Origin of the sequence: Aquirufa sp. (genome assembly GCF_044239315.1) — a bacterium.
Classification (GTDB): Bacteria; Bacteroidota; Bacteroidia; order Cytophagales; family Spirosomataceae; genus Aquirufa.
On record NZ_JBIIBQ010000002.1, the window covers coordinates 27,622 to 52,044 of the forward strand.

The following is a 24,423-nucleotide window of genomic DNA, read 5'->3' on the forward strand; positions in this document are numbered from 1 at the left end:
AGAAATCAAAAATAGAAAATTTGGTTTATTTTTGTCATAATTAGATCAGAAATATTTGGCACGGAAAGCAGACAACGGGGAGGAGCCATTGAAAAAAGGGGAAACCCCATTATCAAGGCAGTTTAATCAAATCAAGGCGAAATACCCGGGGGCTATTTTATTGTTCCGGGTAGGGGATTTTTACGAGACCTTTGGCCAAGATGCGGTGAAAGCTTCGAAAATTCTGGGCATTGTTTTGACGCGTCGAAATAATGGTAACGCCGATGCGGAATTAGCTGGTTTTCCACACCATTCATTAGATACCTACTTGCCTAAATTAGTAAGGGCAGGGGAGCGTGTCGCAATTTGTGATCAATTAGAAGATCCAGCGACTGTGAAGGGGATTGTGAAGCGCGGGGTGACCGAATTAGTGACACCTGGGGTGTCGTTTAATGATCAAGTATTAGATAATAAGCGCAATAATTATGTGGCGGCCATCTCGCTGGAAGAGAAATCGTCCACCTATGGCATTGCCTTATTGGATATTTCGACGGGTGAATTTATGTGCTCTCAGGGGCCTTTGGCCTATATTCAGAAGTTAGTCCAAAGTTTCTTGCCGGCAGAGATTTTGTATCCTAAAAAACATCGGAATGCCTTCGTTGATGCCTTCGGTGAGCAATTTCATAGTTTCACGATGGAAGAGTGGATTTTTACCCATGAATTCACTTATCCACTTTTAACACAACATTTTAAGACCAAAAACCTGAAAGGATTTGGTATCGAAAATAGTCCGCTAGGTATTATTTCAGCTGGCGTTATATTACATTATTTAGCGGAAACCGAACACCGCGCCATCGGTCATATTTCTTCGATTCAGCGCATTGAGGAAGATAAATATGTGTGGTTAGATCGGTTTACTATCCGTAATTTAGAGTTAATTCATCCTACACAAGAGGGTGGAGTTCCTTTGATTGCCTTGATCGATCAAACGCTGACGGCCATGGGTGGTCGATTGCTACGTAAATGGCTCGTTTTACCCTTAAAGGATTTAGCGACCATCGAGCAAAGACAAGAAGGGGTGGCCGGCTTACTCGCTTCTGAAACTTTATTAGACCAGGCAGCAGACCTATTGAAACCGATAGGTGATGTGGAACGTATGATTTCCAAAGTCGCTGCCGGTCGTATCAATCCGCGCGAGTTAAATGCCTTGAAAAAGGCTTTGCAGCAGATTCCGGAGATTAAATCGCTTTTAGCAGGTTCCTCCTCTACGAGCCTTTCAGGACTTGCTACTAGTTTAGATGGTTGCGAAGCGTTAGTCGCTAAAATTGATACCGCCTTACGCGAAGATCCACCGGTATTGATGCACCAGGGAGGAATGATTAAATCAGGCTACCTTGCAGAATTAGATGAGTTGCATGGACTTTCTAGCTCTGGTAAAAACTTCTTAGCTGATATCCAAAAACGGGAAATTGAGCGTACCGGGATTACTTCTCTGAAAGTGTCTTTTAACAAGGTTTTTGGATATTATCTAGAAGTGACCAACGCGCACAAAGACCGCGTTCCACCAGAGTGGATCCGCAAGCAGACTTTAGTGAATGCAGAGCGGTATATCACGGAGGAATTGAAAGTATATGAGGAGAAGATTTTAAATGCGGAGGATAAAATTTCGGTTATTGAATTCGGTATTTTTCAAGAATTGGTTCAGGGGGCTTTAGCTTATTTAACCCAAATCCAACAGACTGCTTTAGGTGTGGCAACGCTCGATGTATTAGCTTCTTTCGCCACCGTGGCTAAGAACAATGGCTACGTGCGTCCTTCATTGAACGAAACCGAAATTATTGACATTAAAGGTGGCCGCCATCCAGTGATTGAAAAGCAATTGCCGGCAGGGGAGAATTATGTACCTAATGACATCTATTTAGACGACAAAACGCAGCAAATCATGATGATTACAGGTCCTAATATGGCCGGTAAATCAGCTTTATTGCGTCAAACCGCACTCATCGTTTTACTCGCCCAAATGGGCTCTTATGTACCTGCTGAATCCGCTAACCTGGGTTTAGTCGACAAAGTCTTCACTCGAGTAGGTGCTTCCGATAACTTATCCAAAGGCGAGTCGACCTTCATGGTGGAGATGACCGAAACCGCGGCAATTTTGAATAATTTATCGTCTCGATCCCTCGTTTTATTAGATGAAATCGGTCGTGGAACATCGACGTATGATGGCGTTTCGATGGCTTGGGCGATTGCGGAACACTTGCATAATCACCCTTCTTACAAGGCCAAAACGCTATTTGCTACCCACTACCATGAATTGAATGAATTAACCCAAGACTTCCCACGCATTCAGAATTTTCACGTCTCCGTGAAAGAAGTGGGTAATAAAATCATTTTCTTACGCAAATTACTGCCAGGTGGAAGTGCCCATAGTTTTGGTATTCATGTTGCTCAATTAGCCGGGATGCCTACTTCTTTAGTTTTACGTGCCCATGAAATCTTGCAGAATTTAGAAAAAGATCACGTATTAGAAGACAACATCGATAAATTGAAAGAGATGCCAAAGGCTAACTACCAAATGTCTCTTTTTGGTGCTGAAATTCCAGAAGGCCTTCAGAAAATCGAGGATGAATTAAAGGGGTTGGATGTCAATTCGCTGTCGCCGATTGAGGCGTTGTTGAAGCTTAATGAGCTCAAAAGGTTGCTTTAGCTTTCTAATTCTAAAATTGTGCTTCGCAATAATTTTGTGAATTAGAAAGCTAAACCAACTCTAAATCGTAGGGAGAGAAATTGGTTTTATTCATTTGAAAAATATCGCGAGGCGCATTTTTGAATGAATAAAATCAATTACGAACATCTAGCCCCCAATTCAACTTACTCCTCAACGTTTGCAGGAAATCATCCCCAGGAATTTTGATCAATTTCGCTGAAAATGGCGCCTTTTTTACTTCGATTTTGAAGTGGCTGTCGATGACTTTGGAACGGGAATCTAATGAAATAAGGAAGTTTTTGCTTCTAGAGCTAACCTCAAAAGTTAAAATTGCAGAACTTGAAACGAGGAGCGGTCGTACATTTAAATTGTGCGGGCTCATTGGTGCAATGATAAATATGTCAGAACTCGGGATAACCAAAGGTCCACCCACGGCTAACGAATAGCCAGTTGATCCGGTGGCTGTGGAAACGATGAGTCCATCAGCCCAATAAGAATTCAAATAATTACCATCCACAAAAGCCTTGATCGTAATCATGGAAGACGTATCGGTCTTCATGATGCCTACTTCATTGAGGCCAAAACCTTTGCCATCAAAAAAATCAATTTCGGATTCAACGGACACCAAACTTCTATTTTCAATGCGGTAATTTCCCTGTAAAACAGTGTCTAAAGCAGAGCTGATTTCAGGTGGAGATAAAGTGGCTAAAAAGCCCAATCGGCCTGTATTGATGCCTAAAATGGGGATTTCTTTCGCCCCTATTTGAGTCAATGTTTCTAATAGTGTACCGTCGCCACCAATACTCCAAGCCATGTCTACAGATTCAAGTCCCTTCTCAGCAGAATAGCTAGGTATATCTGCCACGGAGAAACCGTGCTCTAGCAGGTGATTTTTGAAGAAATCAGAAAGGATGGGTTGGCAATTTTTGGCACAAATATCCGTCCACATTTTTTCCATCAAGGGCTTGGTTTCAGCCGAAAATGTTTTTCCGTGAATGGCTAATTGTACACTCATTACAAGTCGATAAAGCGCATTAAATGATCGAAACGATCCTGATCTACTTCAAGTTGCTCTCCAAAAACAAAGGCTTTTTCAATGAAAATACCATGTCTTTCTAGGTTAGCAATAATTTTACCAAAGGTCTCTGTCTGTACTTGTAGCATAACATTTGGTTCTTGGAAAAAACTGCGTACCACGAAGCCATTTTCTTCTTCGATGATGCGAATAATGGTGCTCAAACTATCTCGAGATGCTTGAAAAGGGATGCGGATAATACCACCATTTTTATTTTCATCGCCTGAATTCAAGAGGAGGTTTCCTACTGAATTTTTGGTCAAATAACCTCTAAACAAACCTTCTGCATTCGTAATAGCTATCAGATCTAGACTGGGTTCATCGAACCAAGGCAGACTAGCTAATACATCCTCCTCCTCTTCCATTCGGAAGCCTGAGAAATGCGCTTGCAAATTTGAAAGGGTCTGTTCTGGTGATAAGGCATGCTCTAAATTATCGGATGAAACAAGTCCCAAATAAGCTTTATTTTCTACCACCGCTAAAGCGTTTACCCCGTGGGTGCGAAGCGTCTTCAGTGCTTTCGCGACTGAATCTGTCATACGCAACACCGGTAAATCATAATTTAGGCGTGATAGTATCAACATATTAAACGGGGTTTTGATTTAACCACTCTGTTAATATCGTATTAAATTCGTCTGGACGTTCCATCATGGGTGCATGGCAGCATTTATCAATGAAGCGAAGCGTAGAGCCGGCGATTAATTGATTGAATTCGTGTCCTACTTCTGGAGGTGTAATGGTATCGTTTAATCCCCAAATTAGTAGGGTAGGGGCCTTGATGTGCACAATATCTTTGGCCATGTTATTTCGCTGCGCAGATTTCGCAATGGCAATTATACGCATCACTTTAGGTATGCTATTCGTGATTTCGAATACCTCATCTACTAATTCTTTACTCGCAGTTTTAGGATCGTAAAAAGTATATTCCACGCGCTCTTTGATAAATTCATAATTTCCGCGCTTCGGATATGATCCACCCATCGAGTTTTCAAAAAGCCCAGATGATCCTGTTAATATCAAACGTTGGATCTTTTCAGGATGACGTAAAGTATAAATCAGCGCGACGTGTCCACCTAATGAATTACCTATTGCACTGAATTTTTCCAAACCTTTAAAGGCAACAAAACCTTCAATAAATTCTGTTAATCCTTCACAGCCAGCCTCCTTGATGGGCATGTCATGTATAGGCATCAGCGGGATTATGACCCGGTAATTTGGCTTAAAGTGATTAATCACTCCTTCCCAATTGCTTAATGCTCCGAACAATCCGTGAAGTAATAATAGGGTCTCACCCTGTCCTTCATCAATGTAACGGTACTCTCCTTCTGCCTTAATTAGGTACTCCATTCAGGAATTTTGTATTTATAAACTGCAATTTAATAAAAAGAATGTTAAACAATTTTAATTTTGTGGTGTTTTAAAAAATATAATTTATCTATGAAACCTATCTTGATTGTTGGTGGTGGAATTGCGGGTTTGCAAGCAGCTAATATTTTACATCAAAACAACGCAGACTTCATTTTGTTTGAAAAGCAAGCTAGCTTAGGTGGACGGATTTCCTCTAGTAAGAAAGATGGATTTATTTTAGACAGGGGGTTCCAAGTATTACAAACCTCTTATCCTGAAGTGCAACGCTCTTTAGATCTAACAGCACTTAAATTGAGCTATTTTGAATCGGGTGCAATGGTGAAGGATCAACTGTTTTATAATCCGCTTCGAAGACCTTTTGAGTTATTTTCAAGCACTATTCTGAGCTTTAAAGATCTATTTTCACTGACAAGAATTTGGTTTAAATTACAAGCTCATGTGCCTGCCTTAGATGGAAATAAACAAACAACTCAGGAATTAATCGAATCTTATTCTTTCTCCGAGCGTTTCAAAAACGAGTTTTTAACGCCTTTTTTTCAAGGTGTCTTTTTACAAAAAAGCTTGACTCAACCGGCCTCTTTGTTTTTCTATTATTTGCAGCAGTTTTTATATGGAAATGCGGCGATTCCAGCTGGGGGAATGCAAGCTATTCCTGATCAAATGGCCTCTTGGCTACCGGTAGATAAACTAAAATTAAATCAAGAAATTACCGCTTTAGATGCGAAAAGTATTACCCTGAAATCAGGAGAGATAATTGAGGGGGAAGCCGTTATTTTAGCGGTGGATCTACCAGTGGTTGCGAAACTTCTAAATGAAAATATACCGGCTACTTTAGGCTCTAAGACCTTTTATTTTTCTGCAAAATCTTCCGTTAAACAACCCGCTTTATTACGTCTTGTAGGTGAAGAACACTTACTTCATTTTACATGTTTGACGGATGTGAATCCTGGTTTAGCCCCTAAAGGTAAATCACTGTATTCGGCTACGAGCCTTGGGGGAAGCTCAGAAAAAGAGGTTAAAGCAGCACTTGAAAAGCAATTGCCAGGGCAGAAATTAACGCTTGTTTCCAGCTTTGATATTCCACATTCATTGCAGCAGGTAGATGGGTATGAAGCGATTAGAAAATCCTCGAATGGGATAGTTTTGGCAGGAGACTATTTAGAATTCCCATCCTTGCAAGGAGCGCTTTATTCAGGAAGAAAAGCGGCTGAGGAAGTTCTAGCTAAATCCTGATTTTCATCAGCGGAATGTATGTTTGATTTTTCTTACCTTTGTGCGGTTAATCAAGCCCTACATGAAAAAATATATTCTTCTTTTCGCCGTCTTGTTCGCAGCGTCTTGTTCTAGTTCGAACAAGGACTATCAAAAAGCGGCTTCTAATCCGGAATTTCTTATTCGTGCCGAAGTCATGTTGACTGAAAGTATCATTCACGACATTTTCGCACCTCCCGTTTCTTCCCGTATTTACATGTATGCCAGTATTGCAGGCTACGAAGCGGCGATTCATGGAGAAAAGGGTTATAAGTCTTTAGTAGGCCAAATCACTGGTTTTGAAAAAGTCGCTCAGCCTGAAAAGGGGAAGGAATATTGTTATCCATTAGCTTCTACTCGCGCCTTCTTAACGATGGGTAAAAAGTTAACATTTGCACAAGAATTATACGAGGAGTTTGACAAGAAATTAGAAGCAGATTATCGAGCAACAGGTATTCCAAATGATGTGTATGAGCGTTCCATCGCTTTAGGTGATTCCATTGCTGAATCTGTGTTTAAATATTCGACGAAGGATAATTACAAGCAGACGCGTGGTTTCCGTTTTACGGTAACTAACGAACCAGGGACTTGGACACCTACGCCTCCAGCCTACATGGATGCAGTAGAACCATATTGGACGAAGATTCGTCCCGTGGGCTTAGATTCATCGGCTCAGTTTCAAGCCCCAATGCCATCTAAATTTGATTTAACTCCAGGCACACCTTACTACAAAGAGGTGATGGAATCGTATAATACGGTTAAGAATTTAACAGAGGAGCAACGCAATATTGCGAACTTTTGGGATTGTAATCCATTCAAAATGAACATCACCGGTCATGCCATGTTCGCGACAAAGAAAATGTCGCCAGGTGGTCACTGGATGGGAATTGTAGGGCAAGTTTCTCGTCAATTAAAGAAGACTCACGTGCAAGTGGCTGAAGCTTTTGTTCTAACATCCATGTCGATTTTCGACGGGTTTATATCGTGTTGGGATGAGAAATACCGTTCGGTGAGAATTCGTCCAGAGACCGTTATAAACAACAGTATTGATAAAAAATGGATACCGATTTTACAGACGCCTCCATTCCCAGAATATACGTCTGGACATAGTACTATTTCAAGTGCGGCGGCTACGGTTTTAACCACCATTTATGGGGATAATGTGGCTTTTAATGACTCGACAGAGATTCCGTACGGCTTACCGCCTCGTAAATTTACTTCCTTTAAACAAGCGGCTGATGAGGCTTCTATTAGTCGTTTGTATGGTGGAATTCACTTCCGTCCTGCACTTGATCAAGGAGTGATTCAAGGTGGTAAAGTGGCGCAGCAATTGCTCAAAAAAGTGAAGACACGTTAATGAAAAACGACATCACTTCTAAGGAGGATATCAAGACATTTGTAGACGCATTTTACGGAAAAATGCCTTCAGATGATTTAGTTGGCACCGTATTTATGGAAGTGATGCAGGTAGATTTTTCGACACATCTCCCTAAGATGTATGATTTTTGGGAGATGTTATTATTTCAAGGAACCGCCTATCAAGGGGCTCCTATGCGACCACATTTGCAGATCAATCAAATTCATTCGATTACGCCGGCTCACTTTGAAAGATGGTTATCCCTGTTTAGAGAGACGCTGCGGGATTTGTTTGAAGGGCCTAAGACGGAAGAGGCAATAATGAAGGCGGAAAACATTGCTGCCACTTGGGCGTATAAATTAGATTATTTAACAAACTACCCTGCTTAACATGATCGTATCTACACCGGGTCGCATTTGTCTTTTTGGCGAACACCAAGATTATCTAGGATTGCCGGTGATTGCAGCGGCTATTTCGAAGCGTATTCAAATTGAAGGTGATTTTAGAGAAGATAATGTGGTGCATTTTTCTTTGCCTGATGTGGGAGCTGAAGAAACATTCGAGCTAATTTATCCCTTAGCCTACACGAAAGAACGCGACTATTTCAAGAGCGTATTAAATGTATTGCACCGCAAGGGGCATCGACTAGATAGGGGATTGGAATTAACCGTAAGTGGCAATATTCCTATTAATTCTGGAACGTCTAGTTCCTCCGCCTTGCTCGTTTCTTGGGTGAATTTCTTGAATGAAATCTATGAATTAGGCTATTCTCAAAAACAGGTAGGTGAGATCACCTACGAAGCGGAGGTACTCGAGTTTTCTGAGCCGGGCGGTATGATGGATCAATATTCGACAGCCGTAGGGAATGTGATTTACTTGGCCAGTGTGCCTGAGATTCACATTGAGACCTATGCCAGAGAATTAGGTACTTTCGTGTTAGGGGATTCCATGGAGCCGAAAGATACCTTGGGGATTTTGAGCCACGTGAAGTTTGGGATGTTAGGTGGAATGAAAAAGATTCAGGCAAAATACCCGGATTTTGATTTAGCTACCGAAACTGATCCAGAAAAATACCGCGAATTATTGACTGAAGATGAGTGGGTGCTTTTGAAATCGAATATTAGCGATCGAGATTTACTTTTAGAGGCGAAGGCGATGTTTGAGGGGAAAAGCCTTTGGTCAGATGAAAAATTAGGTTCTTTATTAAATGAACATCAAGTAAATTTGCGGGAACATAAGCGAATCTCTACGCCTAAAATCAACAGAATGATTGAGGCTGCATTGGAGTCGGGAGCTTTGGGAGGAAAAATAAATGGTTCAGGTGGTGGTGGATGTATGTTTGCTTATGCACCTATTAATCCAGAAAAAGTAGTCGAAGCCATCGAAAAAGAGGGTGGGAAGGCTTACATTATTTCAGTAGATAAAGGAACAACGAAAATTATATGAAGAAGAGATTATTGATTTTAGCGGGTGGTATGGCCTCTCGCATGAAGAAAGCCTTAACAGAAGAGAACAGTGATTTAGACCCGAAATTAGTGGCACAAGCGAATGCGGTGACCAAGGGAATGATTCAAGTAGGAAAAAATGGCAAGACCTTAATTGACTACCAATTATACAATGCACACCTAGCCGGAATTGAAGAGGTGATGTTGCTTTTACATCCGACAGACAATGTTTCTCAAGAATATTGTGAGTCTTTAATGGCGAAAGATGCTACCTGGGGAATGAAAATCGTGTTTGCTCGTCAACAAATCGCGGCAGATCGCGAGAAGCCAGCAGGGACGGCAGATGCGGTATACCAGGCTTTATCTCAGCATTCGGATTGGCAGACGGGTCGCGTTATTGTATGTAATTCGGATAATTTGTATTCGGTGAATGCGTTGAAAACGCTTTGGGCATCAGAAGTTCCTCAGGCTTTGATTTCGTATCACCGCGATAGTTTATTATATCCAGAGGAGCGTATCTCCGCTTTTGCGTTGATTCGTACGGATGCAGAGGGGTATTTATTGGAGATTATCGAGAAGCCTACGAAAGAGCAAGCAGATGAATTAATGGCAAAGCAAGGTCGATTAGGCGTGAGCATGAATGTGTTTGTGTTCGAGGCGAGTACGTTCTTGCCGTATTTAGCTAAGACTCCATTCCATCCTGTCCGCAACGAAAAAGAATTGCCTACTTCAGTAGTCATGTTCGGCGAAGGGGAGGGCAAAGGTTTCTTTGCGATTCCTTTGGCAGAAAATGTGCCTGATTTAACCTCAAAAGAGGATATCTTAGTGATGCAGAAATATTTAGAAGAAACATATGGTGATTTTTAAAGCATAGTAGTAAATTGTGAGTGTTAACCTATTCACTCTATGACTTTATTCATTGTAATTGCAAGCCTTGGCCTTTTAGTACTTTTAATCACGTACTGGAAGGTCAATTCTTTTATAGCCTTTTTGCTTGTGAGTATTTTCGCGGGCGTTTGTTTCGGTTTACCTCTTCCTGATATAGCGAAGTCTATCCAAAAAGGGTTGGGAGATACCCTAGGATCTTTAGTGGTGATTTTAGTGCTGGGAGCCATGCTGGGTAAATTGGTAGCCTCTTCAGGTGCGGCCAAACAGATTTCGGGTACGCTAATTGATTTGTTTGGTCTAAAGAACATTACCTGGGGGCTGATGTTGACGGGTTTCGTGATAGGTATACCACTTTTTTATAATGTGGGTTTTGTTTTGATGATTCCGTTGATTTTCTCTCTAGTACAGCAATACAAGATCCCGCCGTTGATGGCTGGGGTGCCTATGATGGCCTCCTTGTCTGTGGCACATGGTTTTTTACCTCCTCATCCTTCTCCAGCAGCTTTAGTGGCACAATTTCACGCGAACATGGGAGAGACTTTGATGTTAGGTATTATCGTGGCAATTCCTGCGATCATTTTAGCGGGTCCTATTTTTGCCAAAACCTTAGCTCATCTACCCGTCAAACCGCTAAAGGCCTTCGCTTCGGCAGAAGTGGACGAAACGAACTTGCCTTCGAAAGCCTCTAGTTTCGTTGCTGCCCTTTTCCCCGTATTCCTATTAGTAGGGACTACCATCGCCGAGGTACAATTACCAGATTCACCCGTTGTAAAATTCATCGCAGATCCAGCGATGGTGATGCTAGTGGCTATTTTAGTGGCAACGTATGTACTTGGGATTCAACGTGGCAAGAAAATCGAAGAGGTAATGAATGTGTATGGAGAGGCGGTGAAAGATGTAGCCATGATTTTATTGATTATTGCAGGTGCTGGAACCTTGAAGGAAATCCTCCTCGTTTCAGGGGTTAGTAAAGAAATTGCTTCTTATTTAGGTGGATTACCGATACATCCGTTGGTTTTAGGCTGGATGATGGCGGCTATTATTCGAGTTTGCCTTGGGTCTGCAACGATTGCAGGATTAACGGCGGCCGGAATGATTTATCCCTTAGTGGCTGCGGGCGGTGTAAATGCGAACCTGATGGTTTTAAGTATAGGTGCAGGAAGTTTAATGTTCTCACACGTAAATGATACGGGCTTTTGGCTCTTTAAAGAATATTTTAATTTAACAGTGAAGGAAACGATTAGGTCTTGGTCATTGATGGAGACGATCGTGTCTGTCACTGGATTAGCAGGAGTGATGATTTTAAATCAAATTTTGTAGTTTACTTAGTTAATAATGTGGTAGAAAAAAAGACGAGGTGAATCCTAATTTGGTATAAAAGCTAAAAATCAAGTAGAAAATTTCATCTTGGTGCGAATCAATTAAAAGAGGGGGTAAGCTACAGCTTGATCCCTCTTTTTTTTAAATAAATTCAATAAGCGTTTATTTAAAGGATATTCCTCCCTTTTGCTAAATACTAGATGGCTAATTGCCGTTTTTGCCAAATGATTTCGTCTAATTGCTTATATAAATGCCTTTAATGAAAACTATTTGATTATTTAATTGTTAAATTTTGAATTAAACTATAATTTCGACCCCTCATTACATTATCCTTCAATTAAAAAAAACAATTATGAAAAAAACATTACTAGTAAGTATCTTCTTGTGGTTAGTGGCGATGGTTCCACTGCAAGCACAAGACAGATCAATTACGGGAAAGGTTACCGGAGAAGATGGAATGTCTTTACCGGGAGTTACCGTTTCTATCAAAGGAACCAGCAGAGGTACAAATACGGATGCTGAAGGTTCATTTAAACTGACTGTTTCATCAACATCAGTTCTAATCGTTAGTTCGGTAGGCTATACTCCTCAAGAAGTTCGAGTGGGTAACCGTACCGTTATTAATGTTTCTTTAGCATCGTCTGCGTCTACGTTAGATGAAGTGGTTGTCACTACCTTTGGAACAGCAAAAAAATCTTCATTTACTGGTTCCTCAGCTAAAGTTAGTGCTGAGAAATTAGGGGTTAGACCGATCACAAATATTGGTCAAGCATTAGAAGGTATCGCTCCCGGGGTTACAACAACTTCAACAAGTGGACAACCAGGATCTGCTCCTGCAGTTCGTATCCGTGGTTTCGGTTCGATTTCATCTTCAAACGATCCTTTGTATGTAGTGGATGGTGTTCCGTACTCTGCAAGTATTGCAAACTTAAACAATGACGACATTGAGTCGATTACTGTTTTGAAGGATGCTGCGTCTACTGCATTATATGGTGCTCGTGCTGCGAATGGTGTTGTAATGGTAACCACTAAAAAAGGTTCAAAAGGAAAAAATACGATTAATATTCGCTACACTAAAGGTTTCAATACGCGTGCTCTTCCTGAGTACAACCGCGTAGGAGCTGCTGATTACTATCCTTTAATGTGGGAAGCAAATAGAAATAACTTGGCTTACCGTGCTGCAAGTCCAGTGCCTATTGCAACGGCAAACACAACTGCTTCTGCTGGCTTAGGTGCTATTGTGGGTGCGGGATACAATGTATATAATGTGCCTTTCGCGCAATTAGTAGGTACAGATGGTAAATTAAATCCGTCTGCTCAAATGATTTATAGTGCAGATGATTTAAACTGGGAGAAGGCTGTAATGCGTCAAGGTATTCGTGATGAGGTTAATGCTAACTTTTCTGGATCTAACGGAAAATCAGATTACTTCTTGTCTGTATCTTATTTGAACGATAAAGGATATCAAATTAAGTCTGATTATGATCGTTTTACGGCTCGTTTAAATGTCAATTCTCAAATGAACAATTGGTTCAAAGTAGGGGCTAACATGAACACAACCGTTATTAATTCGAATCAGTCTACTGCTGATGGAGGAACTTCTTTTGTGAATCCATTCTTCTTTACGCGTGGTATTGCACCTATTTATCCTGTTCATGCATATGATCCAGCTAATCCTGGCCAATTCTTGAAACTTGAGAATGGAAGCCGCCGTTATGATTATGGTAACTTAAGCGCATTGGGATTATCTAACCGTCCACAATATGGTGGTCGTCACGTAGTGGCTGAAACGGAATTGAACGAAAACTTCTTCCGCAGAAACTTACTAGGTGGTCGTGCTTACGGTGAGATCTCTTTCTTGAAAGATTTCAAATTCACGAATAACATCGGTGTGGATATCACGAACGCGAATTCAATTGTTTTTGGTAACCCAGAAATTGGTGATGGAGCTCCAGCAGGTCGTGCATCAAATACATTTGATAATATTACAAACTATAACTTATCACAAACGTTGACTTATAATCATTCGTTTGGAAAGCACACGGTGGATGCCCTTTTAGGTCATGAAAACTACAACTTGGTAAGTAATACATTAGATGGATCTCGTTCACAACAGATCTTAGATGGTAATTATGAGTTAATTAACTTCACTACAACAACGAACTTGACATCTCAATTTGATATTCGTCGTGTTGAAGGTTTCTTCTCTCGTTTAAACTATGACTATGATTCGAAATACTTTGTTTCGGTTTCAGCGCGTCGTGATGGTTCATCTAAGTTCTACCAAGACAAGCGTTGGGGAACATTCTATTCTGCTTCAGCTGCATGGCGTTTAGATCAAGAAGATTTCATCAAGGAATTAACTTTCATTGATAACTTGAAATTAAGAAGTTCATGGGGTCAAACAGGTAACGATGGCGGTATCAGCAACTATGCATGGCAGCCATTGTACGCTTTAGGTTGGAATAATGCCTTAGAGCCAGGAATTCTTCAATCTTCTCTAGGAAGTAAATCCTTAGAGTGGGAAACAAATACTGCTTTTGATGTGGCCTTAGAATTCGGTTTATTCAAAAACAGAGTTTCAGGTACTATTGAATACTTTGATCGTCAATCTACTAATTTGATTTTCGCAGTACCTCTTCCTTTATCGGTGGGTATCGGAACTGAGACTAGAAATATTGGATCCATGTACAATCGTGGTATCGAATTACAGTTAGCAGCTGATTTAATCAGAACGAAGGATTTTGTTTGGAATGTAGATTTCAATGCTACTAAATTAGAGAACAAAATCACTAAGATGCCTGCAGAAAGTAAGGAGATTATTGATGGTACTAAGAAATTAGCAGAAAATCGTTCTCTTTATGATTATTGGTTACGTGAGTACAAAGGAGTTAATCCAGAAAATGGTGTAGCTGAGTACCGCGCTATCGCTTTTGTTCCGGCTAACTCTAGAATTACAGCTAATGGAGATACGTTGACTAACAACATTTCTAATGCTCGCTTTGGTTATAATGGAACATCTATTCCAGATTTAACAGGTTCTGTTAATACATCATTACGTTACAAGGGCTTCTCTTTAACAGCTTTGATGGTGTACCAATTAGGTGGTAAAATTTATGATGGTGCCTATGCTAGTTTAATGGGTGCTGGTTACCACAATGCGAAACACGAAGATATCTTAAAGCGTTGGGTTAACCCAGGTGATATTACTAATGTGCCACGTATGGACGCTGGTAGAACAGCGGATTTTGATGCTGCATCAGATCGTTGGTTAATCGATGGTAGTTTCATGAATATTCGTACGGTAACTTTATCTTATCGTTTACCAAAATCTGTGATGAATCGTTTAAAAATTGATAATGCACAGGTATATGTGAGTGGTGAAAACTTCTTAATGTTATCCCGTCGTAGTGGGATGAACGTGCAACAGAACTTTGGTGGAACAACAAGTAATGTGTACAGTCCAGCGAAGTCATTAGTATTAGGTCTATCATTCTCGTTATAATATAGAATCATGAAAAAGAAATATTTAGTTTACTTTTCGCTAGTCTTCGCCATTTTATTTACTTCATGCGAGGAAGCGTATTTAGATACAAAGCCGACGGCGAGTATCGATGCAGGGTCTGCTTATGCCACTACTAAGAACGCATCTGCAGCAGTTAACGGTATTTACCGTTCTTTTGTCGTACGTTATTTAAGTTCTCAAGGTCACTCAGGTCATCCTGCGATGATGATCATCCTAGATAAATTGGGAGAAGATTTAATCATTGGTACAACAGCCGGAACAAATGGTTGGCATGCGAATGAAACAAGATGGGTCGCACACCGTACAGACGTTAATGTTATGTCTCAGTTTCCTTGGGAGATGTACTACCGTATCATTGGTAATGCTAATATTGGTATTGCTAACATTGATAAAGCGGTAGGTCCTGCGGCGGAACGTAATGCGTTAAAAGGTGAAGCTCTAGCTTTACGTGCTTTCGGTTACTTTAATTTAGTGCAGTTGTATGGAAAGCGCTATGATGCAGCGGCTAAGCCTAATGCACAATTAGGAGTTCCTTTAGTGTTAGAACCGACTACAGCTGGTATTCCTCGTAATACGGTGGAGGAAGTATATACTCAGATTAATAAGGATTTAGCAGAGGCTGCGACATTACTTACTATTTCGCGCTTAAATAAGTCACACATAAATCTTAGTGTGGTAAAAGGATTACAAGCTCGCGTGGCTTTAGTACAACAAGATTGGGCTAATGCGTCTAAGTTTGCAGCTGAGGCTCGTGCTGGGTATGTTCCTATGACAGCAACACAATACCAAGATGGATTTCAAGATATTTCGAATTCAGAATGGATGTGGGGTTTTGATCACTTAGAAGATCAGTCTGAGTTTTTTGGTGGATACCACTCTTATAATTCTTGTAACTATAACTCAACTGTTATCAGAACGTATCCTAACGTAATTAACAACTTGTTATATGCTCAAATTCCAGCAACGGACGTTAGATCAAAAATGTGGGTAGAAACCCCTACGGCGACGAACTCAGTAATTCCTCCAGGGGGTGTTCGCCCTAAGTGGTTGAATCAGAAATTCAGATTGCCAGGTACACCTTCTACCTCAGCTATGGGCGATGTTCCTTACATGCGCGCTGCAGAGATGTATTTGATCGAAGCAGAAGCTAAAGCACGTTTAAATGATGCGGCGGGAGCTTCTAAAGTATTATTCGATTTAGTGAAAGTAAGAGACCCGAACTATGTTCAGTCTACTAAATCAGGTGTTGCATTGATCAACGATATTTTAATTCAACGTCGTATTGAACTTTGGGGTGAGGGACATCGTTTCTTTGACCTAAAGCGTACTAATGCGCCTTTAAATAGAAATGGAACGAACGCTATTGCTTCAGTTGCCTTACTATTTGATGTGGCTCCTGGGGATGTACGTTGGGAGTTCGTGATCCCACGTCGTGAGATTAATGCGAATACAACGATCGTACAGAATCCGTTATAATTTATTTTGTAATTTAAGGGTGGCTAATTTATTAGCCACCCTTTTTTGTTTATATCTATTCTATACTATGAAAAAATCAACTATTTTAGTCGCGCTTAGCGTGTTACTATTCTCGCACTCTGCCCTGAAAGCTCAAGATGCTGATGCCTATCAATTGCCACCTAAAGCGATTGCAGATTTAGTTTTAGCCAAACCTACACCTCTTGTACGAATTGATTCCAAGGCGGAATACCTGCTTTTATTAGGTCGTAACTCGTATCCTACGGTAGAAGAATTAGGACAACCCGAGATGAAAATTGCGGGTCTTCGCTTGAATCCCCTAAATTTTTCTCCATCTCGCCAAAGTCCAATCAGCAGTATAACCCTTCAAACTATTCGTACCGGCACAAAAATTGAAATCTCAGGATTGCCTAAAAACCTGACAGTGGGATCCATCTCTTGGAATCCATCTGAGACTAAGATTGCGTTCGCCCAAATAGAAGTAAACGGCGTCGATTTATATGTGATCGATATAGCTTCGAAAAAAGCCACTCGTATAAACAACGCTCCCTTAAATCAAGTCTTAGGAAATGCGTTTACATGGGTAGATGATCAATCGATTCTTTACAAAGTAACCACACATGATGCAGCAGGTGCTCCTAAGCGTCCAATTACTCCTAAAGGACCTACGATTCAGCAGAATGTAGGTAAAGCGGCGCCAAGACCTACCTTTCAGGATTTAATAAAATCTCCCTATGACGAAAGTCTTTTTGCCTATTACGCGGAGGCCCAATTAGTCGTTTATAAGAATGGGGTGAATAAGAAAATAGGGGAACCGTCTCTTTTCAATTCCTTCCAATTATCTCCGGATCGTCGCTATATTTTGACGCGTTCCGTAGCCAAGCCTTTCTCTTATGCAGTACCTGCCTATGGATTTCCTACGACGGTGAAAGTGCTTGATTTGGACGGAAAAATGATCAAAGAAATTGCCAAATTACCTTCTGCTGAAAGCGCTCCATCTGGAAATGATAACGTACAAAATGTGCCAAGAGGATTTGATTGGAGAGATGATGAGCCAGCATCTTTGGTATATGCTATGCCATTAGATAGTGGTTTTATTAAGAAGCAAGTAGAGTTTCATGATGCGGTATATTCGATATCAGCTCCCTTCACTCAAGAGGCAAAAGAATTGTTTAAAACAAAGACTCGTTTTTCTAACGTGATTTGGGGAAATAATAAAGTCGCTTTAGTGACGGAGGTTTTACGTGGTAAGCAAACGTCTAAAGTAAGTCGTTATTCTCCGGCTGATGGAACAATGGACGTTTTGTATGAGCGAAACATTACCGATGCTTACCGCAATCCGGGAAGTCCAGTGTTGACAAAAAATGCGTTAGGTCGTGATGTGATTCAATTTACGGATAACGGAACTAAAATTTTGATGAACAATCCAGTGGGATCATCCGATCAGGGGGATCTGCCGTTTATCGCAAAGTTTGATCTAGCGACGAAGAAGAACGAGATCGTTTGGCGTGCTAAACCGGGTTATTTTGAGCAAGTGGAAGAGGTTATTGATGCAGATAAATTGATCGTTTTAAGTAGAAAAGAATCCCAAACGGAGGTGCCTAATTATTTCATCAAAAATTTGTTAAACCCTGCACAAGATAAAGCGTTAACTCAATTTGAGAATCCTTATCCTAATTTAGTGGGAATTACTAAGGAGAAAATCAAGTACAAGCGGGCAGATGGCGTTGATTTAACTGGCGACTTGTATTTACCTAAAGGCTATAACAAAGAGAAAGATGGTCCCTTACCCGTATTGATTTGGGCTTATCCTCGTGAATTTAATTCAGCTGCAGATGCTGCGCAAATTCGGGGAAGCAAGGATCGATTTACCATGTTAAGCTGGGCATCGCCCATTTATTATGCGACACAAGGTTATGCTATTTTAGATAATGCTGAAATGCCAATTGTGTCTACGGATGCTAACAAGAAGCCAAACGATAACTTCGTGGATCAATTAAAATTAAATGCTTCGGCAGCCATTGATTACTTGGTTTCTTTAGGCGTGGGCGATCGCAAGCGCATGGCCGTAGGTGGTCACAGTTATGGTGCTTTTATGACGGCAAATTTATTAGCGCACACCGATCTTTTTAAAGCAGGTATTGCGCGTAGTGGGGCATATAATCGTACGTTGACACCATTTGGTTTCCAAAATGAAGATCGTACCTACTGGCAAGCTCCGCAATTGTACTTTGATATGAGTCCATTCAGCTTTGCGGATAAAATCAAAGAGCCTATTTTATTAGTACACGGTGAGCAAGATGATAATACAGGAACTTTCCCAATTAACTCAGAGCGTTTATATGCTGCCTTGAAAGGTAACGGTGGAACAACTCGCTTTGTCTATCTGCCTTATGAAGCGCACAGCTACCGTGGAAAAGAAAACGTATTGCATATGCTATGGGAGCAATTCCAATGGTTAGAAAAATACGTGAAGTAAGAGAAAGTTTAACAAAAAAGAGGCGACCCGCAGGGTCGCCTTTTTTTATATCTCTACTCTATACTCTCTTATCTCTATTCCAGAGAATTACCAAATCTTAATTCGATCTTCCGGCTTCTTATACAACTTATCACCTGGCTTCACACCGAATGCCGTGTACCATGCGTCCATATTCACAGGAGCTCCAATCGTACGGTATTGGTTAGGCGAGTGAGGATCCGTTTGTACTTGTTGTACCTCTGATTCTGGTAGCGATGAACCTCTCCAAACTTGAGCCCAAGCTAAGAAGAAACGTTGGTCTGGAGATAATCCGTCGATTTTCTTCGATGCCTTTCCTTGCTTCGTCATCTTGAATGCCTCATAAGCCATATTCAAACCACCTAAATCTCCGATGTTTTCTCCCATCGTTAACTTACCATTTACATGGATGGTATCTTGAACTGTATACGCATCAAATTGCTTGCCTAAAAGTTCAGTTCTAGCCTTGAACTTCGCTAAATCGTCTTTTGTCCACCAGTTACGAAGCGTTCCATCTTTATCGTATTGGCTACCTGAATCATCAAATCCGTGTGACATTTCGTGGCCGATTACCGCACCGATTCCACCATAGTTAATCGCATCATCTGCGTCAGCCGCGAAGAAAGGGAATTGTAAGATACCAGCTGGGAATACGATTTCGTTCATCACTGGGCTGTAATAGGCGTTTACTGTTGGAGGAGTCATGCCCCATTTGCTTCTGTCAATTGGTTTGCCTAATTGTGCTAGGTTTTCTTGGAAGCCCCAAGCGCCTGCACGGCGAACATTTCCATAAAACTCAGCTCCACTGATTTCTAAACCATCGTAGGTCTTCCATTTGTCAGGATATCCGATTTTAGGAGTAAAGGCATTTAATTTTGCTAAAGCCTTTTCTTTTGTCTCCGTGCTCATCCAATCCAATTTATTGATGCGAACCGCAAAAGCTTTACGTAGGTTAGCCACTAATTCAACCATTCTCGCTTTCGCCTCAGGCTTGAAGTATTTGGCTACATAAATCTGACCTAATAACTCACCCAAGGTACCGTCTGTCATAGAGGACATACGTTGCCATCTAGGTGTTTGAACTTTTTGGCCTGATAATACTTGTGAATAGGCAAAACTTGCTTTCACGAAAGGAGAGCTTAAATACCCAGCGCTACCACGCAACAAGTTCCATGTTAAATACGTCTTCCAAGTTTCAACAGGAGTCTCGATCAATAATTTGTTCGCCGCTTCGAAGAATTTAGGCGCACCTACTAAGATAGAATCAGGAGCTGTTGTTCCAAAGTCTTGGAAAGTCAATGCCCAGTTGAATGCAGGCGTCTTTTGACTGAAATCTGCGAAGGCAAATTTGTTGTAGGTTTTGTAAGGATCACGCATCTCTACGCGGGCCATTTGAGCCTCCGCTAATTTCTTCTCTAATTGGAAAACAGTCTCCGCATTTGCTTTCGCTTGTGCCTCTGGTGTACCTGTTAAAGTAAATAGCGTCGTTACATATTTTTTGAAAGCCTCTTGGATTTTTAAGCTGCGTGGATCATTCTTTAGGTAATTGTCACGATCAGGAAGGGAAGTACCACCTTGACCTAATTGTGGAACCATTTTCTCCACATTTTTACGGTCTTGACCGATGTAAAAGCTAAATAGGGGAGAACCAGCGCCGGTAGAGCGCATTCTTGCAATCTCTGTAACGATTTGAGATTTGAATTTTAAGCCGGCGATGTGTTGTAAATCGGCTTGAATAGGAGTGTATCCTAATTTTTCGATAGTTACACTGTCCATAGCTGCCGAATAAAAATCAGCAACTCTTCTCTCAATAGAGCCTGGAGCGGCATTGGTACCTTTTAAACCGTCTAAAATTGTTTTAACCGCATTGATATTGAAATCGCGTAATTGGTTAAAACTTCCCCAGCGGGTTTCTTTAGCAGGGATAGGATTTTTTCTGATCCATGGACCATTTGCGTATTCCATGAAGTCATCTCCAGGTTTAACGCTGAAATTCATATTATCTCTGTCGATGAATTTTCCCGGTTTTTCTTGGGCATAAAGGCTGCTGCTGACTAAAAGCGTACCAGCCATAAGTAGTTGATAGTATTTATTTTTCATTTGAAAAAGGTTGTTGTGGCAGTAAATTAATTAATTTAAGGATTCTAAACTACCGATATGAAGAAATTGTTATTATTACTGTCCTGCTTTTTGGCATTTAGCCTCTCTATGAATGGCCAAAAGCCCATGACCCATGAGATCATGATCAAATTTAAAAAGATCGGAGCGCCTAAAATTTCCCCCGATGGACGTCACCTCATTTATTCCCGAATAGAAACTTCCTATAATCTTGAGGAGCAAACTTCGGACTTATGGATTGCATCTACAGACGGTTCCACTGAGCCTCGAAAATTAACCAATTCAAAAGGAGGCGAGGACAATTACCAATGGTCAGCGGCTTCTGATAAAATTTATTTTATTGCCAAAAGAGACGGCGATGACGTCCCTCAATTATACGTTCTTCCCTTAGCTGGAGGAGAAGCCCAACGTTTAACCACTTTGTCAACCGGCGTGAGCGATGTAAAGTTCTCTTCCGATGGATCTCGCATCATTTTCTCCAGTCGTGTTTTTCCTACCGCTTTCACGGATTCTACTAGCAAAAAGTTAGCAGATGAAAAGAAAAAAATTAAGACCAAAGCTCGTGTCTACCAATCCTTCCCCGTGCGTTATTGGGATGCTTGGTTAGACGAAAAGCAGAGTCATATTTTCGCTATGGAATTAAAGGCCGGAGCTCAACCCGTGAATTTAATGAAAGATATTTCACTCGTTCAATCTCCTGGTTTTCGTTTAGGTTCTTATCATTTCAGCCCAGATGGAAAATCAGTCGTGTTCACGGCCACTACGGAATACAATACTACTGCCTATCAATCTTCGAAATCGAATATTTATTCAGTTAGTATCTCTGGCGGAAAGGAAACCGCCCTCGTGAGTGATGAGACAGATTATTCATCCGTGGAATACACTGAAGACGGGAAATATTTGATTGCGACCGGTTCTGCTAATGGGAATAAATTGTATTACTTGAATCGCGTTTACCGTTTTGATGCCTCTACTAATTCAGCCAAAAAAGAGCTAGCCGCCACCCTCGATCGTCCCATCAACGATATGGAAATGGCCGGTTCATCAATCTATGCTAGTATTGAAGACCAAGGTGTAGATCGAATCGTCGAAATTTCAATTAGTGATGGATCAGTAAAACCGGTTCTAGGCGCTGAAACGGGATCCTTCTCTGCATTAAGTTTATCTACCAATCCGCGAGTTTTTGCCTATCAATACCAAAACATGGCAACTCCTCCAGAAGTGTGGGCCTCTGTAAATGGTTCTTTGAAAGCCATTTCAAAGGCAAACGATGCGGTACTAGCCGGTTTAGATTTAGTAAAGCCGGAGGTGATTTGGACTAAATCATCTCGAGGAAAAAACATCCGCTCGGTGGTTTTGAAGCCGACGGGTTTTGATTCCTCTAAGAAATATCCCCTATTCGTATTAATGCACGGAGGACCAGCCAGTTCTTTCAAGGACGTATTCGGCTACCGTTGGAATCCTTATATTTTAGGTTCAGCTGGTTATGTAATTGTGATGACAGACTACACGGGTTCCATAGGGTATGGCGAGAAATTTGCCCAAGATATTCAGTTTGATCCCTTCAAAGGTCCGGGCCAAGAAATCCAAGAAGCCGCAGCCGATGCCATCAAACGCTTTTCTTATATAGATGGAAGCAAACAAGCAGCGGGTGGTGCCTCCTACGGAGGTCACTTAGCAAACTGGATGCAAGCGTCTACGGCTCATTATAAATGTTTGATTTCACACGCTGGCTTAGTGAATTCCGAAGCACAATGGGGAACATCCGATGTGATTTGGGGCAGAGAATTAATGAATGGTGGAGCACCTTGGGTACCGACCAAAACGTGGAAAGAACAAAATCCGATGCGCTTCGCTGCCAACTTCAAAACGCCCATGCTCTTAACCGTAGGCGAGAATGACTACCGCGTACCTATTAACAATACCTTAGAAAATTGGAGCATTCATCAGCGTTTACAGATTCCATCTAAGTTGATTGTTTTCCCTGGAGAGAACCACTGGATCCTGAACCCAGACAACTCGAAGTTTCATTATGCGGAGATACAAAACTGGCTAGCAACTTACTTGAAATAGTAAGTTGTTAGTAGCCAGTAGTCGGTAGTCAGTAGCCGGTAAATAGTAATCAGTAGCTAGTAGTCAGTAACCAGTGGTCGGTTTATGTTATACTGCCTACTACCGACCACCGATTACCGACTACCGGACACCGGATACCGATTACCGGACACCGAATACTGGATACCGATTACCGACTACCGATTACCGGATACTGACTACCGATTACTGGATACCGATTACTGACTACCGACTACCGGATACCGATTACCGACTACCGTATACTGATCATCTCCCCCGTCCTTACCGACTCATCGCAAGCAAAGGCGATTCGAAGACTGTTAACCGCATCTTCTACGTGATCAGTTAGATCTACGTTGTCTTGAATGGCACGGAGGAAATAGGCCTGCTCGCGATCACAAAGGCCTTGGTGGTCTGGTTCATCGGTTAGATTGACCCATTCGTCGTCTTTTGTGAATTCATTTTTTGCATCGATGTCTGCATGGTGAACGCGAAGTGATTCGGTTTTGGTGTGTGATTCCACATCATCTGATTTGCCTTCGCCTCCGGCATTTTTAGCGACGATGGAAACAGAGCCTTTTGGGCCAAAAACATCTTTCACAAAATACGCATTCTGCGAGATCATCGGTCCCCAGCCGGCTTCGTACCAGCCCACGGATCCGTCTTCAAAATGGATTTGAAGCTGACCATAATTATAATTTCCGGCAGGAATATCTTCTGTCATTCGAGCGCCGATCGCTGAAACGCGTAAGGGTTTAGAGCGAGTCATTTGGCACATCACATCGATATAATGAACACCACAATCCACGATAGGACTTAGAGATTTCATCAAATTGCGGTGAACATCCCACATGTATCCATGTGACTGTTGGTTGAGATTCATGCGCATAACAAGAGGTTTTCCCATTGTCTTTGCGATCTCTATAAATTTAATCCAAGAGGGATGGTGGCGTAAAATATAGCCCACCACGAGTTTCTTGCCACTTTTCTGTACCGCTTCAGCGACGCGAATCGCTCCGGCTAAAGAATCTGCAATAGGTTTTTCTAGGAATACATGGCACCCGGCCTCAAGGGCTGCGATGGAATAAGCTTCGTGCGTATCTGGGTAAGTGGAGATGCAAACCGCATCTGGCTTTGAATCGGCAAGGGCGGTATAGTAGTCGCTGTAGAGCTTTTGGCCCCCACCTAATGCTTCATTTAATACTTCTTTGCTATTTCCCGGTGAAACGAGTCCGCAAATTTCAAATCCGGCAACGTTTTGGTAGGCTTTCGCATGGGAGGCTCCCATGTTTCCGCAACCCACCACGAGCACGCGTATATTTTTCATATTAATCGATTTAGAG

The 24,423-nt window shown here is 41.5% G+C and carries 16 protein-coding genes; 11 read left to right on the forward strand and 5 right to left on the reverse strand.

Annotated elements, in window-relative coordinates; genetic code table 11:
• Positions 1-55: 55 nt before the first annotated feature.
• Positions 56-2,686, forward strand: coding sequence for a DNA mismatch repair protein MutS (mutS, locus tag ACILP5_RS00840; RefSeq protein ID WP_395616751.1), 2,631 nt, complete (start codon positions 56-58; stop codon positions 2,684-2,686).
• Positions 2,687-2,819: 133 nt separating this feature from the next.
• On the opposite strand, the gene ACILP5_RS00845 is transcribed toward mutS, so the two are convergent.
• Genes ACILP5_RS00845 through ACILP5_RS00855 form a run of 3 tightly spaced genes read right to left on the reverse strand, consistent with a single transcriptional unit; the run spans position 2,820 to position 5,108 of the window.
• On the reverse strand, positions 2,820-3,701 hold the full coding sequence (locus ACILP5_RS00845) for an NAD kinase (RefSeq protein WP_395616752.1): 882 nt from the start codon (positions 3,699-3,701) through the stop codon (positions 2,820-2,822).
• Positions 3,701-4,345 (reverse strand): CBS domain-containing protein, encoded by a 645-nt coding sequence (locus ACILP5_RS00850; RefSeq protein ID WP_395616753.1) that lies wholly within the window; start codon positions 4,343-4,345, stop codon positions 3,701-3,703. The genes ACILP5_RS00845 and ACILP5_RS00850 overlap by 1 nt, the downstream gene beginning before the upstream one ends.
• Position 4,346: 1 nt before the next feature.
• Positions 4,347-5,108, reverse strand: a complete 762-nt coding sequence (locus ACILP5_RS00855) for an alpha/beta fold hydrolase (RefSeq protein WP_395616754.1) — start codon at positions 5,106-5,108, stop codon at positions 4,347-4,349.
• A 90-nt stretch (positions 5,109-5,198) separates the two neighbouring features.
• Here ACILP5_RS00855 and ACILP5_RS00860 point away from each other — a divergent pair, with 90 nt between their 5' ends.
• The 9 genes from ACILP5_RS00860 (at position 5,199) to ACILP5_RS00900 (ending at position 18,871) form a co-directional block, all read left to right on the forward strand.
• Positions 5,199-6,362 (forward strand): NAD(P)/FAD-dependent oxidoreductase, encoded by a 1,164-nt coding sequence (locus ACILP5_RS00860; protein ID WP_395616755.1) that lies wholly within the window; start codon positions 5,199-5,201, stop codon positions 6,360-6,362.
• 61 nt (positions 6,363-6,423) lie between these two features.
• On the forward strand, positions 6,424-7,737 hold the full coding sequence (locus tag ACILP5_RS00865) for a vanadium-dependent haloperoxidase (protein ID WP_395616756.1): 1,314 nt from the start codon (positions 6,424-6,426) through the stop codon (positions 7,735-7,737).
• Positions 7,737-8,126 carry a group III truncated hemoglobin gene (locus ACILP5_RS00870; RefSeq protein ID WP_395616757.1) on the forward strand — a complete coding sequence of 130 codons (390 nt, stop codon included), beginning with the start codon at positions 7,737-7,739 and terminating at the stop codon, positions 8,124-8,126. The genes ACILP5_RS00865 and ACILP5_RS00870 overlap by 1 nt, the downstream gene beginning before the upstream one ends.
• A gap of 1 nt (position 8,127) precedes the next feature.
• Complete coding sequence (locus ACILP5_RS00875) at positions 8,128-9,183, forward strand: galactokinase family protein (protein WP_395616758.1); 1,056 nt, start codon at positions 8,128-8,130, stop codon at positions 9,181-9,183.
• Positions 9,180-10,049: a sugar phosphate nucleotidyltransferase gene (locus tag ACILP5_RS00880; protein WP_395616759.1), complete on the forward strand. Its 870-nt coding sequence runs from the start codon at positions 9,180-9,182 to the stop codon at positions 10,047-10,049. Before ACILP5_RS00875 ends, ACILP5_RS00880 begins: the two co-directional genes overlap by 4 nt.
• Before the next feature lie 39 nt (positions 10,050-10,088).
• Complete coding sequence (locus ACILP5_RS00885) at positions 10,089-11,390, forward strand: gluconate:H+ symporter (RefSeq protein ID WP_395616760.1); 1,302 nt, start codon at positions 10,089-10,091, stop codon at positions 11,388-11,390.
• A gap of 352 nt (positions 11,391-11,742) precedes the next feature.
• Positions 11,743-14,895 (forward strand): SusC/RagA family TonB-linked outer membrane protein, encoded by a 3,153-nt coding sequence (locus tag ACILP5_RS00890; RefSeq protein ID WP_395616761.1) that lies wholly within the window; start codon positions 11,743-11,745, stop codon positions 14,893-14,895.
• A gap of 9 nt (positions 14,896-14,904) precedes the next feature.
• Positions 14,905-16,392: a RagB/SusD family nutrient uptake outer membrane protein gene (locus ACILP5_RS00895; protein ID WP_395616762.1), complete on the forward strand. Its 1,488-nt coding sequence runs from the start codon at positions 14,905-14,907 to the stop codon at positions 16,390-16,392.
• A gap of 67 nt (positions 16,393-16,459) precedes the next feature.
• Positions 16,460-18,871 (forward strand): prolyl oligopeptidase family serine peptidase, encoded by a 2,412-nt coding sequence (locus ACILP5_RS00900; RefSeq protein ID WP_395616763.1) that lies wholly within the window; start codon positions 16,460-16,462, stop codon positions 18,869-18,871.
• 87 nt (positions 18,872-18,958) lie between these two features.
• On the opposite strand, the gene ACILP5_RS00905 is transcribed toward ACILP5_RS00900, so the two are convergent.
• Positions 18,959-20,989 (reverse strand): M13 family metallopeptidase, encoded by a 2,031-nt coding sequence (locus ACILP5_RS00905; protein WP_395616764.1) that lies wholly within the window; start codon positions 20,987-20,989, stop codon positions 18,959-18,961.
• 57 nt (positions 20,990-21,046) lie between these two features.
• Between ACILP5_RS00905 and ACILP5_RS00910 the strand changes: the two genes are divergently transcribed.
• Entirely contained in the window at positions 21,047-23,080 is a 2,034-nt protein-coding gene (locus ACILP5_RS00910) for a prolyl oligopeptidase family serine peptidase (protein ID WP_395616765.1), read from the forward strand.
• A 253-nt stretch (positions 23,081-23,333) separates the two neighbouring features.
• Here ACILP5_RS00910 and ACILP5_RS00915 read toward each other — a convergent pair whose 3' ends face one another.
• Entirely contained in the window at positions 23,334-24,407 is a 1,074-nt protein-coding gene (locus tag ACILP5_RS00915; RefSeq protein ID WP_395616766.1) for a Gfo/Idh/MocA family protein, read from the reverse strand.
• Between the last annotated feature and the right edge of the window lie 16 nt (positions 24,408-24,423).